We start from the raw sequence: 14,718 nt of genomic DNA, 5'->3' as shown, positions 1-14,718 counted from the left end.
ATCCCATGTCTGATAGGAAAAACGCATAAAAGGCTCGTCTGGCAGTCATAATTGTGCCAGGCGAGCCTTTTATGGTAAAAAATAGAATATTAGTGCATAAACAACAAGGAAGCCAGAACAATGGCATGTTCGATAGCGCCTTGCGTGTTGTCTGGTGGCGTAGGCGCATGATGTTGTAAGGTGGTGACGCCAAAGATGGCAAAGCCAATCACCACCAGCACGATAAGCACCCAGAGGAGCATGGTAAGCGGTTTTAATTTGCGCGTAGGAAAGACCTCAGCGACCTCCCCTTCATCCTCTGGTCTAAGTTCTTCTTGCTCTATTTCAGGTAACTGGCTGTTTGGATGATCTTGCACGATGCATATCTCTTTCAAAAGGATCTGGCTAAAACAAAATAAAATCTCTTTACTCCTTATACTACAAAAGTCCCTTCTCAACAAGAGGAACCAGCAAAGTAGGCACAGCCATATACCTAAGCAGGATTTTTCTGCAGCGAAAGCAAACCCTGTTCCAGTGCCACTGCTACCGCTGAGGCACGAGAATCGACATCCAGTTTGTAGTAGATACTGGCCAGATGGGATTTCACGGTCGGCTCGCTAATCCCTAGATGGATAGCGATCTCTTTGTTGCGCTCGCCACAGGCCACACAATGTAGTACTTCTAGCTCCCGTTGAGTTAAGACCGCGGCTTCGTGCACCACAGTAGAGGCTGTCTCTTCCTGAAGACGTATCTCGTTCAGCGGCAGACTGGTGGGGGCCAGTAAATGGACAATGGCACTAGGCGAGAGCAGCGTGTAGCCATGGGCCGCCGCATGGATCGCATGAATAAGGACGGCACGTTCAGTCTGAAGTGTCAGATAAGCCAGCACTCCGGCCTGTAAAATTCGCTTCAGATGCTCCCAGGCTCATGAATAGTCAAAACAAGAATCGCAACCTGCGGCCACTCGCCACGAATTAGTTCAATCGCCCGCAATCCGTCCTGCCCCGGCATATGCGGATCGATCAACAACACATCTGGCTGGCACTCACCAACCAGGCGTAAGGTTTCTGGGATACTGTTCGCGAAGGCAACCAGTTCAATCTCTGGATTTCCCGCCAGCATACTGCTTACACCAGCATGCACAACCTGTGAATTGTTCGCAATGAGCAGGTGGATCTTTTTTTGCTTGCTACATTCCATCGCTCTTCCTCAAATGATCTTTCTTCTTTTTATCCTTTATTATTCTACAAGTATTATAACAAAAAACAGTCGCATAAAACCATCCGACAAATGAATGATAGCCATATAGCAGGAAACATAGAATAAAGTATGATAACAGGCATAGTCCGTTTGGAGGATGGCAAATCAGCCAGATGGATGATGGGATTTTTAACTATTCATGAGTAGAATATAGATAGAGGAAACGCAAAACACAAAACGAGGAAAAAGACTCGTAAAGAAAGATGGAGGAAACCACTATGTTAAACTTTCAAACACTTGCAGTTGGTCTGGCGATTGGCCTGGGAGCGATCGGTGCGGGTCTGGCGATGGGACTCTCCAATGGCAAAGCTTATGAAGCCCTGGGACGTAATCCCGAAGCCGCTAACGCCATTCGCCCCAATTTCCTGCTCGGACTGGTCTTTGCAGAAACGATCGCTGTCTATTCGCTGTTAATCGCCATGTTGCTGCTGCTGCATTAATAATCGACGACAAGCGTCGAACCTACCGTCAACGTGATCACGTTGAGGAGCCAATCGACGACAAGCGTCGAACCTACCGTCAACGTGATCACATTGAGGAGCCAATCGACGGCAAGCGTCGAACCTACGGGCAACGTGATCACGTTGAGACAAAGAATGGATTTATGGTCTATTCGGCAGCAAAGTTGCGCTCTTTGACTTCTTGTGGGACAACACTCTCATCATCATCATCATCATCATAATCATCCGTTGGCTCAAGGAAGTCGGCGTCCTCTTCAGAGCGGGGCAAAATCAAGTATTCATAGAGACAGGTGGCCAGGACTGCTCCAACGATTGGACCAATCCAATAGATGAACTGATTCGTCCAGATGTTACTGACCAGGGCGGGACCAAAGGAGCGGGCAGGATTCACAGCACCTCCAGTTAGCACTCCTCCACCCAGGATATCTGCCAGTAGGGCCAGCCCAATGGCCAGTCCACCAAGCTTAGGGGCGCGGCTATCTATGGCCGTTCCATAAATAGTGAGCATTAAGAAAAAGGCTAAGAGAGCCTCAATCGCGATACCGGCCCCCACTGATATTCCACTTGAAAGACCCGGAGTTCCCAGCAGAGCTGCTTTCCAGACGTGTTCAGGAAACACGAGCCGTAGCATTAAAGCTCCAAGGATGGCGCCAGCCAATTGTGCCAGCACATAGAAGATAGCCAGCACAAATGTAATCCGCCTGGCAACCAGCAGCGATATTGTGACGGCAGGATTAAAATGGCCACCAGAGGTTACTCCAAAAATGGTAATCAAAACGCCGAGTGCCAATCCATGCGCGGCCGCAATGCCAATCAGCCCTACAGCGCCTTGCGACCAGGTATTTGCGATAATTGAACCGGCTCCAATAAAAATAAATAAGAAACATCCAATAAGTTCTGCAACTACAGCACTGATCGCTTTGCGTGAGATGCCATGCCGCTTCGATACAGGTAAGCGTTCGGCAACCGGTGCATCTTCAACAGAATCCAAATCATCTTCGACATAACTATCAATTACACGATCATCCATTAAATAATACCTTCTTTCTCCTTTTGCTACGTTCACAAGATACTTCAACCTATCCTTACAGAGCCACAGAGGCCAATCTAACCGGCCTGCAAGGGAGTAAAATACCATTATAATTACAGTATAATAAACATTCAAAAACACCAAAAAATGTTCAAATCGTTTACAAAATACATATAAAAAATGAAATGATACGATGAGAATTTCAAGATTTTTTTACTATAAATCCAGAGCTACTTCTCTCGTAATCTAGTTGCTAGATTTTATGGGTCTCATCTTTGCCCTGAAATTAGCAGGACGCTAAATTTGAGACATTTTTCTCCAGGTGGTATGCTTCAAGAACAAAGAGTTTTGAAACGCGATGTAGCTATTCCTTCGTAGTCCGAGTGGAAGAGTTTTTGACACAAAAGTTTCCTCAGTAGTATGCATAGAGTAGAGAGGAATTTATAGTATGGGAAAGCATCCCTTAAAACTTGGATATAAAGCATCAGCGGAACAGTTTGGTCCACGCGCATTGTTGGACTATTCGGTTGAGGCTGAAAATGCTGGCTTTGATAGTGTCTGGATCAGCGATCATTTCCAGCCATGGCGACACACCAATGGTCATGCCCCCCAGGCTCTGGTCTGGTTGGGAGCAGTCGGCGAGCGCACAAAGCGCGTCGAGCTGGGTACCAGTGTTCTGACACCTACGTTCCGCTATCAGCCAGCCATTATCGCCCAGGCCTTCGGCACCCTGGGAGTCCTCTATCCCAATCGCGTAATCCTCGGTATTGGTTCTGGTGAATCATTGAACGAGGTCGCTGTGACCGCTGCGGATTTCCCGGAGCCTAAAGAGCGCCTGGCACGCTTGCGCGAATCAGTGGCCCTGATCAAACAACTCTGGACTGAAGATCTGGTCAACTTTGATGGTCAATATTATAAGACCAAAAACGCGACCATTTATGATAAGCCAAAACAACCTGTGCCTATCTATATCGGTGCTGGCGGACCTGTTGCGGCCAAGTTTGCTGGTCGCGCCGGTGATGGCTTTATCTGCACCTCTGGTAAAGGTGATGAGCTGTATCGTGATAAACTGCTGCCAGCAGTAGCCGAGGGCGCCAAAGCGGCCAATAAAGATCCAGACGATGTCGAGCGCACCATCGAGATCAAAGTCGCATTTGACACTGACCGCGAACATGCTCTGGCCGATACACGCATCTGGGCGGCCCTTGCACTGCCCGCTGAGGACAAAGTAAACATCCATGATGCCCGTGAAATGGAGCGCAAGGCCGAAGGGGTTGCCGATCAGGCGCATCGCCGCTGGCTCGTCTCCTCTGATCCAGAGGAACATGTCGAGCAGATTCGTCATTACATCGAACTCGGTTTCACCCACCTGATCTTCCATTATCCAGGCGACGATCAGTCCCGCTTCCTGCAACTGTACTCCAAGCAGATCCTGCCACGGCTGCGTAGCCGCTGGGGCTAAGTATTCGCGAAGAGAGCACCAGAGGGACGCGTCCATGACCTGTAAGAGGATATGGACGCGTCCTCTTATATTTAAAAATGCAGGCTATCCAGCGTTTTCATACATGGGGAGACCACATTATGCTTGAAATACGACCAGTCAGGCCAGCAGATTTAGCTAGCGTGCAACAATTAGGCTATGCATATAATCTAGAATTGGATGATAAAGAGACTATACGGGAAGTAGTTAATCTCTGGATTACGAATGTCGTGCAAAGGTCGCAAGCAGGCTCACATTATTTCTGGTTAGCGCTCGTCCAGGAGCAGATCATAGGCTTTGCCAGTTTCTATACCTCATCCCATCCATTCACCTTGAAAACTTCAGGTATGATTCAAGATTTTTACATTATCCCTGAATTTCGCAAACAGGGCTATGCACATCAATTAGCCATGGCAGTATTCCAGGAATTACGGCACCAGGGTGCGCAAGAAATCCACCTGGATGTGTTAAAAAATAATGCAGTGGGCCTGTGTTTCTGGCAAAAATTTGGCTTCGAGGTTCATCACTATGCTATGTCAATGACTGCCAGTCTGCTTACCGCTGATATGGATACGCTTTGATGAGGACTTCATGGAAGTAAATTTATACTGGCAGACAACCTGGCTGATCGCTGTTCTCGGCATCCACATGCTCATGGCGCATAGCATAACGACGCCGAATGGGCAACATAGCCACCTCGACATATTGCCAGGGTACCAGACGAGCAGTTAAAGCACGCTCAATTTGTAATAGTTTTACCCGCACACAAATGGGACACAGGTTAGTCCCACAGGCTAGACAACAGGAAATCCTGCATACCGGACAACATTGTGCCGTAAGACGTTTACAATACCGACAGGATGCTGTAAAAGGATTCATGGCTGCTGCTCGCTCATTGGAGTGTATTGAAAATGTAGGAGTGACTCAAAGAGGCTGCGGTAATAACGCATCTCCTGACGATGGCGTAGTAACTTGCGTGCAGCATATAATCCAATCGCAAACATACAGGCGATCCCAAGCATGCCGACACCTAGCGCCCATGTATGCCGAAAAAAACTATTGAGTGTATTTATCGATAGCAATCCCACTGCTATATACCTGCCTCTTACTATAATCGTATTTCAATTTCTTACCAGGTTTGCGACCAAGGGAAATGCTTTATCTACCACTAAGATCAGTATAACAGATCACCCATAGAGATCTATTTAACGCTTTTTACATTTTCGATCAGAATGAATAGCAAGATGCTTGCTACACGTTTGGAATACCAATACACGAGAATACAACGTATTTCGTTTCGCCTATTATACGGGACGCCGATGGCCAACTCAAGTAAAAGAGGGATTTGGAATTATAAGATAGGATGAAAGTACTTTTCTGGCCTGGTTGCCATGGAGATCCAATGGATAGGTAAAAAAAGAAGAGGATGCCTCGGGAGTCATCTCAGAGGGCTGATCGCCCCCTGAGTCCCGGCCACATGCTAATATAATAGCTGCCAGATTTTCTATTTCGATTACTAATCAATTCCACGCCAACTCGTAAGCTTAGCGGCGTGTCTGGGCGCTGGCACGCCGATAGTCACGTTCACGCGCTTCATAGCGGTCTCTCTCACGTCCCCGCGTGTAGTCTCTCGTCTGGCTATGTTCTCTCTGCGTGTCCCGATAATTATGACCACGTTTACGATGACGGCTCTGATTTTTCCTTTTGCCTTCGCCAAAAAGACCATAAATGGCATTACTGACCAGAATCACGAGAATCAAAGCGATAAAGCCGCCGAGCAAGAATATCCAGTTATCCATAAACAACTATTTCCTCCTTGAATGGATAGTTGTAGCAAAAATCTAAAGGTATTCATAAACACAAACAGGTGTTCATGGACACTTGTTACTATTTCTTTGATAGACGCATTATTGGTATGTTAATCAAATATGCGAAAAAATATTCCGCTACTTTTTCATCTAAACTTCAGTATATCTGGTTTGTGTTTGCTTTAGTTTGCCATTTTTAGCGTACATTTGCAACATGCAGGATGGCCATTTCAGAGCCCTCTTGTTCTCTTCTTGAAGAGTGAGAAAAAACTGGTACTCGTAAGCAAAACCCTTGACATTTTTTCCGCGGAAAAGGTATAGTTGGACTGTACTTATTTAATGTTCATTAAGTAAAATTCATCACTGGTAAATAAACGTCATGATTTTTGATCAGGAAAGCGCCAATATAGATAAGCGCCAGGCCGAGCGAGATCCAGAAACCCAGCGCCGTATTCTGGCTGTCGCTGAGCGACTCTTCCTTACCAGGGGCTTCAAGGGCGTATCCATGAAGGATATCGCCGATGAGGTACAGGTTACCGCCGCAGCGCTCTATTATTACTTTCCACATGGCAAACAAGAACTGTTTATGACCATGGTTCAGCAGTCAATGGAGAACTGGGCACAACAGACCAAAGAGGCTGTGGCGCAGGTTGATGGCACCCGTGCCAAGCTGATCAGTGTGGCCGAGTCCTTTTTATCACGCAGGTTTAGCAACTTCTTTGCGCTGATGCGAGATGTGGAAGAGTTTTGCCGTGATAAACCACATAAGGGAGAGTTGTTTCGCAAGAATCGCAAACATCGAGAATATCTCCAGGATATCTTTCAACAAGGTATCGATACTGGTGAGTTAAGGGCTGAAGTGCCGGCATCAACGTATATGGCGATGTTCGAAGGTATCATGGTCGGTACCCAGTTCAAGCGCCACTTCCAGCCCGAACAAGAAGCCAACGCCACCGAAACTGTCAGCATGACCGCTGAAACAATAGTAAGTTGTTTATTAGATGGAATCGTTCGCAGGTCAGTGTAATAGAGTTGATTTTTGTTGCATATTGCCCTGTTAACCACTCAACCCCATCTTTATAATAGTAGCTTAATAAACGTTTAATAAGTTGAACTATTTCAAGAATTTTCTAATTTTTAAATCGTCCGGAAGGAGCACGTGGTATGTCCTTTTTATCGAGGATTAGCCTTGCAAATAAAAGTATTGTGGCCCTGATCACCATTGCTATTTTAGTCTTTGGTGGCTTAACGATCCCCTCTATCAAGCAAGAGCTATTTCCCTCAATCTCGTTTCCGACAGTATCAGTTGTTACCATCTATCAGGGTGCCTCACCCTCGATTGTGGAACATGACGTTACTAATCCACTTGAGCAAAACTTTCAAGGTATCTCGGGAGTCCAGACCCTGAGCTCATCTTCAAATGAAGGCACCTCAATCATTTCCGTCTCATTTGACTATGGCACTGATCTGGATAAAGCGCGCCAGACCCTGTCACAGCGTATCTCGCAGGCTCAGTCGAGCCTACCGAGCAGTGTCACCCCACAGGTCCAATCATTCAGTATTGGTGACCTGCCAATCATTCAACTGGCCGTCGCCTCAGATGCTGATGCTCAGACGCTGGGTACCCAGTTAAAGCAAGACATCGTGCCGAGCCTGGAGCGCATTGATGGAGTTGGCACCGTCAATATAACAGGTGTACGCGACGAGATCGTCAATATCACCCTTGATCCTGCCAAATTGAAAAGCAGCGGCATCAGCGCCACTCAGGTCCAACAGGCTCTGATCGCCAATAACCTGACCATACCCGCTGGTGATGTTACCACCGATGGCAAAACTGTTCCAATCAAAGTCGGCAATACATTAAAATCGCTGGATGATCTCAAGAACTTGATCGTGGGCTCAAAAAGTGCTGCGGGCGCTGGCAGTATTCCTGGCGCGGGCGCTGGTGGTGCTGGTGGCGCTGGTAGCTATCCTGGCGCGGGCGGCGCCGGTGCAACTGGTGCTGGTGGTGCTGGTAGCTATCCTGGTGCCAGTGCAACTGGTTCTGGCGCAGGTAGTTATCCTGGTGCAGGTGCCGGTGCGAGTATACCAACTGCGGCTCCTACTCCAGTCAAACTGAAAGATGTTGCCACGGTTGAACAGGTGCTGGCTCCTTCAACCTCATTGACACGCACCAATGGTAAGCCCAGCCTTGGACTTTCCATCGTCAAGACTCCAAACGGCAATACTGTTTCGATTTCTAATGCGGTACACGATCAATTACCGGATCTGAAAAATAAACTGGGACACAATGCTACGATCTCGGTGATTTCGGACCAGGCTCCTTCGATCACGAAATCCATTCAGGATCTGACCCGTGAGGGTTTGATTGGCGCGGCTTTCGCTATTATCGTTATCCTGGTCTTCTTACTCTCGATCCGTTCAACGCTGGTTACCGCTATCTCTATTCCGCTGTCAATCGTCATCGCATTGATCGGAATCTATGTCGGTAACTATACCCTGAACATCCTGACCCTGGGCGGTTTGACTATCGCCATTGGACGTGTGGTGGACGACTCGATTGTGGTGCTGGAAAATATTTATCGGCACATGCAACAGGGTGAAAGCAAAAACAAGGCCATTCCGCTGGCGGTACGCGAGGTCTCTGGCGCGGTTACCGCTTCCACACTGACAACGGTTGCTGTCTTCTTACCTATCGCCTTTACCGGTGGTATTGTGGGTGAGTTGTTCCGCTCGTTCTCGGTCGCCGTGACGATTGCCCTGCTTGCCTCGTTGTTTGTCGCCCTGACGATTATTCCAGTGCTGGCCTCCTGGTTCCTGAAGGCGCCAAAGCCGGGCAAGGAAATCAAAGCCGAGAAAGTATCGTTCCTGGAACGCGGCTATACCGTCCTGGTACGCTGGGTTACTGGACGCGCCTGGAAACGTACGGTCACACTGGTGATAGCGCTGGTCATCCTGGTGATCACATTCGGATTGGTCAGTCGTCTGCAAACAAATCTGTTCGGTTCATCGGGACAAAATACCTATTCGGTCTCCATGACCCTCCCCCCCGCTACCAGTCTGGATAAAACTGATGCGGCCGCAAAACAGGTTGAGCAATCATTTAAAGATCTGCCTCACCTGAAAACGACACAGGCCATTGTAGGCTCAGGTGGTCTTTTTGCCAGCTTTACTGGCGGTGGCGGTACCAATTCGGCTACCTTCTCACTGGTTACAGATGACAATGCTGATCAGGCGGCCTTTGAAAAAGCGTTGCGCAGTCGCATGGCTGACTTGAAAGACGTGGCGACCCTGACACTTTCTTCCGGTGGCGGTGGCTTCAACGGCTCAAACCTGGAAGTGGATGTCAAAGCATCTGATGATAAGACCCTCAACGATGCCGCTCAGCAGGTAAAAGATGAGGTCTCCAAGATCTCTGGTCTGACCGATGTTTCCAGTAATCTGGCCAACGCGGTACCACAGATTGAAGTGAATGTCGATCCACAAAAAGCCGCGAAATATGGAATGACCGCAGCCCAGGTCGCTCAGAATCTGCGCTCGATCTATAGCGGTACAGCCGCGGTGACCAAGGTCACCATGGACGGCACACAGCGCGATGTCAACATCTACGTTGGTACGCCTGTGACCACCGTGGATAAGATTCGTGAGCTGAGTATTCCAACCCTGCTGGGAAGCGCCAAAGTTGGCGACATGGCCACGGTCCAGAGTGTTGATGGTCCAACCAAGATTACGCATATTGATGGTAACCGGACCGCGACTATCAATGCAACAATCACGGATACCAACGTTGGTGCCGTCAGTAGCACAGTACAACAGCGTCTCTCGAAACTCAGTCTGCCAGATGGAGCTACCTACTCGTTGGGTGGTGTTACCTCACAGCAGTCGGATACCTTCAGAAACCTGCTGCTGGCAATGGCCGTCGCGATCCTGCTGGTCTACTGTATCATGGTTGCCACCTTCCGCAGCCTGCTACAGCCATTGATCCTGCTGATCTCTATTCCATTTGCCGCCACCGGCTCGTTTGTCCTGCTACTGCTCACCAAAACACCATTGGGAGCCGCGGCCCTGATTGGCTTCTTGATGTTGGTCGGTATCGTCGTCACCAACGCCATCGTACTGCTTGACCTGGTGCGACAATATCGTATGCAAGGTATGAACGCGCAAGAAGCGGTCGTCGAAGGCGGACGCCATCGCTTGCGTCCGATTCTGATGACGGCCATCGCCACCATCCTGGCCTTGCTGCCAATGGCATTGGGCTTTGGTGGTTCAGGTGGTTTCATCTCACGGCCGCTGGCCATCGTCGTGATTGGTGGTCTGACCACCTCCACCATCCTGACGCTGCTGCTGGTGCCAACCCTGTATGTATTCGTCGAAAGTATTCGTCGCCGCTCGGGCTCTACGCCCACGGAAACAATCAATGAGATACCGAAAGTTGAAGAGCCCGCTCCCGCGCTCTAGGCATTCAAGCGCCTGAACACAAAAAAAGGAGAAGCAGATCACTACGATCTGCCTCTCCTTTTTTATAGGTTAGAGACTTATTTTTGCTGGCGTAACATTGAACGAACCTGCATCAAAGTGATACCGAGTTGATTTTTACCGCTGCCATCGCGACCAATCCCCCAGTAATAATCGTGGGGGGCATCCTCAAGAATCTCTTCTTCACCAGTTGCCAGCAGCAGTTCACGCAGTTCCGCATGCGTCTCAAATTTATGGAGCACCCCCTGAAACATGATCTCATCCTTGACCGCTTCCCAATCTGAACGTAAAGGACGGCGGCGATCGCGGCCAATCTCAGCAGCCATCTTAGGCGTATATGCCCGACGCACCGCCTCCTCATGTTCAGTACCAGCAAACTTTTGCCCCTGAAAGTAATGCTCGCTGGTTGGCCACCAGACACCACCCACTTTAAAACCATGCTTAGAGAAATTGGAAAAGCAACCATAAGGCTCTGCCCGCGCACTATAAAAATAAATAGCCATTTGCATATATCTTTCTATTTTCTATAAAAGTACGAAATGTAGGTTCGACCCTACCTCGGTCGCATTTGAGTTCACATCATACCATAACTTAAGAACTTAAGACATAAGAAGCTTAAGACATTTGCAAATATATCTTACATTTTAGGCGCAATGATGCCGCACAAATCAAACCAGAGCACCATTTCTTAGTTGCTCTGGTTTTGTTCGACCTGGTTGTAGATCAGGCGGGCATAGTAGCCGTCACAGGCTAGCAGTTCGCTGTGGCTGCCGCTTTCGACAATCTTGCCTTTATCGAGAACAAGGATAATATCGGCGTTCCGCACGGTACTGAGGCGGTGGGCAATGATGATCTGGGTGCAGGAGAGTTCAGCGAGATTTTCCTCGACGCGGCGTTCGGTAACGACATCCAGCGAACTGGTGGCTTCGTCAAGCAGCAAGAGGCAGGGATGATGCACGAGTGCTCGCGCCAGGGCCAGTCGCTGGCGCTGTCCACCTGAGAGGGCATTGCCGCCCTCGGCCACATAGGTCTCGTAGCGCATCGGCATAGCGGCGATATCCTCGTGGAGGCAGGCTGATTTAGCGGCCTGAATAATCTGTTCCATGTCTACATCTGGATGCGCAAAGGCGATATTCTGGCGAATGGTGCCATTGAAGATACCAGCCTCCTGAATAACCACGCCGAGTTGTTCACGAACCGCCTGATAATTCAGCTTTTGCAGTGAAATGCCATCATACAAAATTTCACCACCAGTCGGCTCATACAATCCAAGCAACAATTTTCCAAGCGTGCTCTTGCCAGATCCGGTGCGACCAACGATCGCAACCTTTTGTCCTGGCTCGATTACCAGCGAGAGGTCCGTTAAAACATTGGGCAGTTGTGGATTATATTGAAAACTGACATGATCCAGCTCGACCAGACCGGTGAGTTGCGGTGGCGGCTGGACCGTATGAATGTCCTGCTCAATCTCTGCCTGATAGACATCACCAATGCGATCAATATGCGATTGGACTACCTGTAGCTGGATGGCGCTATTCACCAGCGACGTCAAGGGCGCCAGAAAGGTGGCTGCCAGCGCGTTGAGTGCCAGCATGGTCCCTAACTCCATCGTGCCATTTAAGACCTGTAACGCGCCCAACCAGAGCAAGAACAATGGAGCAATAATATCCAGGACGCTCATGCCGGTATTAATAATCGACATGAAGGTGTTGCGTCGATTTGAAATATTCAACTGATTGTAAAAATAATTGGCCCATTGCTGGAACGCCTGCAGCTCATAGCCAGCTGATTTTACCGTCTCGATACTGGTCAGCAGTTCAGTCACATAGCCCTGAGCTTTACCACTCGCCTCTAGCTCTTGCTTGGAAAGGATATGGTTAGTTTTGTTGGAGGCCAGCATCAGTACAATCTGAAAAAAACCGATTACCAGTACCAGCAGACCAAAAGTCCAGGATTGCCAGAAGAGGATAAACATATAGAAGATGACCAGGCCACCATCGAGCAGGCTGGAGATCAGTTGCGTGCTGAGCATCTGGCGTACCGCAGTATTGCTGGAGATGCGAGTAAGGATATCTCCGCTTGAGCGTTGCTGAAAGAAGCGCAGGGGCAGGTGCAGCAGATGTTCAAAGAAGTCAGGTAACATCCTGGTATCGATGCGATTCTGTAGATAAATACCCAGCAAAGAACGCAATAACAGGATCAAGCCTTCGCCTACGATCAGGACTACCATGCCAATGGCGAGAATGGGCATAACGCTGTTCAGATGCAAGGGCAACACCTGATCCACAATAACTTTGGTCAATAGCGGCACGGCCAGCCCGAACAATTGCAACAGGATTGAGGCCATGATCATCTGGACAAAAATCATGGGGGCACGCCGGATATACTGGCGTGCATAACTTTTCAGTGTCAAAGTGCGTGGCTCAGCAACACGTGAAAAGTTGTTCCCTGGCTCCATTAACATGACTATACCTGTAAAGCCATCGTTAAACTGCTCACCAGTTAAACGCTTACGGCCCACAGCAGGATCAAGCACATCAACATATTGTGGAGTCCAATGTTCAACCACGATAAAATGGTTAAATTCCCAATGCACGATCGCTGGTAGACTCACAAAGCGAAAGTCATTACGCTGCATCGAGATAGCCCGGACCCGCAAGCCATAATCACGAGCCGCCTGCACAATACTACGCGCCGACAGGCCATCCCGACCAATATTATAGTGATTGCGGATCTCGGCAACACCAGTCTTACGACCATAATAATGTAAGATCATCGCCAGACAGGCGGCGCCACACTCGACTGCGCTCATCTGTAGAATCACAGGTACCTTTTTGTTGTCTATAAAAGGCAGGCGCAGCCACAAGTTTTGTAAGCCCACTAAAAAAAAAGCAATTACGGGCCGTGCACCATGAGCGGGAGTTGTTCTAACTGGCGGCTCGCTACTACTGGCCTCAGACTGCTCTGGGGACTCCTGAGAAGCATCATCGGGTGGCGTCATACGTTGCATCTAGGAGCCTCCAATCCAGCCAGACAAAACAGGTATCAATCCCAGCACCCGCTGGCTACCAATGCGAATGCGTGCCTGTAACGGCATACCATCGTAGATATGCGCGCCAGCTGGCAGGGGTACCTGCATATGCACAGCCACCGAAGGCTCATGGATCTCCTGACCCGCGCTACAAGCCAGCCCATACCGCAGTTGAATCGCCCTGGGACTCAGCACCATCGGCTCTAAACGAATAATCGTGCTCCTGAAATACGGGCCCGACGAGCCAAAGCGTATCAGAGAATACACACCAACGCGTACCGCATCACTTGATCGCACCGGAACAAATACCAGCGCATTCACTGTACTCTGACTGACACGAATACTATATTCATTTGCCACCACCACACCTGGACCATCCACATATATCGGCACCCGTTCCAACCAGGCCACCACCCCACTCCCAATCACCAAAGCAAATAACAACCAGGCAAACAGAAAAACCGGTGGAGAAACAAACTGCGGCAGAATATCATTTTCGCGCCTCTGCATATACTGTTGTAAAGCATGCTCGCGGAACAACGGACGTCTTTTTTCTCGCACCATAATATTTAACCAACCACCCCCCAGACAACGCTCACAAAAATCACAACCTCAATACTATCCTACATCATTCTATGCATAAAAAACATGCAAAATATTCAAATAAAAGAATCCAGACTATAGTCAACCATGGTCTGGAACACCAGCGGGATTGTTAAGGGCCGCAGCCCTCAACCTGGGATCCGGACCTGCGCCCCGATCGCCTCATCTTACACCACACACTAGCGGGATTGTTAAGGGCCGCAGCCCTCAACCTGGGTCCGGGGCTGCGCCTCGATCGCCTCATCTTACACCACACTAGCGGGATTGTTAAGGGCCGCAGCCCTCAACCTGGGATCCGGGCCTGCGCCCCGATCGCCTCATCTTACACCACACACTAGCGGGATTGTTAAGGGCCGCAGCCCTCAACCTGGGGTCCGGGGCTGCGCCTCGATCGCCTCATCTTACACCACACTAGCGGGATTGTTAAGGGCCGCGGCCCTTAACCTGGGGTCCGGGGCTGCGCCCCGGTTCTCCCTCTCTCCCCTCCCTGCCGCCGCAGGCGGCAGCATTTTAACGAGATCTACAACACACCAAAACACTATTACTGTAAATTTATAGAATATAAAACAACTCTATTCTTGACAGATAGG

General features: G+C 49.2%; 15 protein-coding genes. 5 read left to right on the top strand and 10 right to left on the bottom strand.

The window, feature by feature from the left end; all coding sequences use genetic code 11:
* Positions 1-89 precede the first annotated feature (89 nt).
* The 3 genes from KDW_RS21895 to KDW_RS21885 form a co-directional block, all read right to left on the bottom strand.
* A complete protein-coding gene (locus KDW_RS21895) occupies positions 90-356 on the bottom strand; it encodes a hypothetical protein (protein ID WP_151758073.1) in 267 nt (88 codons plus the stop codon).
* 116 nt (positions 357-472) lie between these two features.
* A complete protein-coding gene (locus KDW_RS21890; protein ID WP_162005497.1) occupies positions 473-868 on the bottom strand; it encodes a response regulator transcription factor in 396 nt (131 codons plus the stop codon).
* Positions 869-888: 20 nt separating this feature from the next.
* Complete coding sequence (locus tag KDW_RS21885) at positions 889-1,179, bottom strand: response regulator (RefSeq protein WP_151758071.1); 291 nt, start codon at positions 1,177-1,179, stop codon at positions 889-891.
* A 278-nt stretch (positions 1,180-1,457) separates the two neighbouring features.
* On the opposite strand from KDW_RS21885, the gene KDW_RS21880 reads away from it, so the two are divergent.
* Entirely contained in the window at positions 1,458-1,679 is a 222-nt protein-coding gene (locus KDW_RS21880) for an ATP synthase F0 subunit C (protein ID WP_151758070.1), read from the top strand.
* Here the strand turns inward: KDW_RS21880 and KDW_RS31935 are convergent.
* Positions 1,676-1,813 (bottom strand): hypothetical protein, encoded by a 138-nt coding sequence (locus KDW_RS31935; protein ID WP_162005496.1) that lies wholly within the window; start codon positions 1,811-1,813, stop codon positions 1,676-1,678. The two genes, KDW_RS21880 and KDW_RS31935, sit on opposite strands and share 4 nt — an antisense overlap.
* Before the next feature lie 35 nt (positions 1,814-1,848).
* The gene (locus tag KDW_RS21875) at positions 1,849-2,730 is read right to left on the bottom strand and encodes an aquaporin (protein WP_151758069.1); all 882 of its coding nucleotides are present in this window, start codon (positions 2,728-2,730) and stop codon (positions 1,849-1,851) included.
* Positions 2,731-3,178: 448 nt separating this feature from the next.
* Here KDW_RS21875 and fgd point away from each other — a divergent pair, with 448 nt between their 5' ends.
* Together fgd and KDW_RS21865 are read left to right on the top strand one after the other, a co-directional pair.
* Complete coding sequence (fgd, locus tag KDW_RS21870) at positions 3,179-4,192, top strand: glucose-6-phosphate dehydrogenase (coenzyme-F420) (RefSeq protein ID WP_151758068.1); 1,014 nt, start codon at positions 3,179-3,181, stop codon at positions 4,190-4,192.
* A gap of 119 nt (positions 4,193-4,311) precedes the next feature.
* Positions 4,312-4,791 (top strand): GNAT family N-acetyltransferase, encoded by a 480-nt coding sequence (locus KDW_RS21865; RefSeq protein ID WP_162005495.1) that lies wholly within the window; start codon positions 4,312-4,314, stop codon positions 4,789-4,791.
* A gap of 22 nt (positions 4,792-4,813) precedes the next feature.
* Here KDW_RS21865 and KDW_RS31930 read toward each other — a convergent pair whose 3' ends face one another.
* Positions 4,814-4,975 carry a hypothetical protein gene (locus KDW_RS31930; protein WP_162005494.1) on the bottom strand — a complete coding sequence of 54 codons (162 nt, stop codon included), beginning with the start codon at positions 4,973-4,975 and terminating at the stop codon, positions 4,814-4,816.
* A gap of 779 nt (positions 4,976-5,754) precedes the next feature.
* Complete coding sequence (locus KDW_RS21860; RefSeq protein ID WP_151758066.1) at positions 5,755-6,009, bottom strand: hypothetical protein; 255 nt, start codon at positions 6,007-6,009, stop codon at positions 5,755-5,757.
* A gap of 388 nt (positions 6,010-6,397) precedes the next feature.
* On the opposite strand from KDW_RS21860, the gene KDW_RS21855 reads away from it, so the two are divergent.
* Positions 6,398-7,045 (top strand): TetR/AcrR family transcriptional regulator, encoded by a 648-nt coding sequence (locus KDW_RS21855; protein WP_151758065.1) that lies wholly within the window; start codon positions 6,398-6,400, stop codon positions 7,043-7,045.
* A gap of 137 nt (positions 7,046-7,182) precedes the next feature.
* Positions 7,183-10,476, top strand: a complete 3,294-nt coding sequence (locus KDW_RS21850; RefSeq protein WP_151758064.1) for an efflux RND transporter permease subunit — start codon at positions 7,183-7,185, stop codon at positions 10,474-10,476.
* A gap of 77 nt (positions 10,477-10,553) precedes the next feature.
* Here KDW_RS21850 and ybiA read toward each other — a convergent pair whose 3' ends face one another.
* The 3 genes from ybiA to KDW_RS21835 all read right to left on the bottom strand — a co-directional run bounded on the left by ybiA (position 10,554) and on the right by KDW_RS21835 (position 14,089).
* Complete coding sequence (gene ybiA, locus KDW_RS21845; protein ID WP_151758500.1) at positions 10,554-10,997, bottom strand: riboflavin biosynthesis intermediates N-glycosidase; 444 nt, start codon at positions 10,995-10,997, stop codon at positions 10,554-10,556.
* A 185-nt stretch (positions 10,998-11,182) separates the two neighbouring features.
* Positions 11,183-13,504, bottom strand: coding sequence for a peptidase domain-containing ABC transporter (locus KDW_RS21840; RefSeq protein ID WP_151758063.1), 2,322 nt, complete (start codon positions 13,502-13,504; stop codon positions 11,183-11,185).
* Positions 13,505-14,089, bottom strand: a complete 585-nt coding sequence (locus KDW_RS21835; protein ID WP_162005493.1) for a hypothetical protein — start codon at positions 14,087-14,089, stop codon at positions 13,505-13,507.
* Positions 14,090-14,718: the final 629 nt, after the last annotated feature.

The sequence above is a fragment of the Dictyobacter vulcani genome (genome assembly GCF_008974265.1).
In the GTDB taxonomy this organism is placed as follows: Bacteria; Chloroflexota; Ktedonobacteria; order Ktedonobacterales; family Ktedonobacteraceae; genus Dictyobacter; species Dictyobacter vulcani.
The sequence above is the reverse complement of the archived record's forward strand: the minus strand, read 5'-3'. Positions and strand labels throughout refer to the sequence as shown.

Excerpts from the sequence above, each read along its gene's own strand:
- KDW_RS21840 (WP_151758063.1), bottom strand. The coding sequence starts at position 13,504 with ATGCAACGTATGACGCCACCCGATGATGCTTCTCAGGAGTCCCCAGAG.
- KDW_RS21885 (WP_151758071.1), bottom strand. The coding sequence starts at position 1,179 with ATGGAATGTAGCAAGCAAAAAAAGATCCACCTGCTCATTGCGAACAAT.
- ybiA (WP_151758500.1), bottom strand. The coding sequence starts at position 10,997 with ATGGCTATTTATTTTTATAGTGCGCGGGCAGAGCCTTATGGTTGCTTT.
- KDW_RS21875 (WP_151758069.1), bottom strand. The coding sequence starts at position 2,730 with ATGGATGATCGTGTAATTGATAGTTATGTCGAAGATGATTTGGATTCT.
- KDW_RS21865 (WP_162005495.1), top strand. The coding sequence starts at position 4,312 with ATGCTTGAAATACGACCAGTCAGGCCAGCAGATTTAGCTAGCGTGCAA.
- KDW_RS21880 (WP_151758070.1), top strand. The coding sequence starts at position 1,458 with ATGTTAAACTTTCAAACACTTGCAGTTGGTCTGGCGATTGGCCTGGGA.
- KDW_RS21850 (WP_151758064.1), top strand. The coding sequence starts at position 7,183 with ATGTCCTTTTTATCGAGGATTAGCCTTGCAAATAAAAGTATTGTGGCC.
- KDW_RS21860 (WP_151758066.1), bottom strand. The coding sequence starts at position 6,009 with ATGGATAACTGGATATTCTTGCTCGGCGGCTTTATCGCTTTGATTCTC.
- KDW_RS21835 (WP_162005493.1), bottom strand. The coding sequence starts at position 14,089 with ATGGTGCGAGAAAAAAGACGTCCGTTGTTCCGCGAGCATGCTTTACAA.
- fgd (WP_151758068.1), top strand. The coding sequence starts at position 3,179 with ATGGGAAAGCATCCCTTAAAACTTGGATATAAAGCATCAGCGGAACAG.
- KDW_RS21855 (WP_151758065.1), top strand. The coding sequence starts at position 6,398 with ATGATTTTTGATCAGGAAAGCGCCAATATAGATAAGCGCCAGGCCGAG.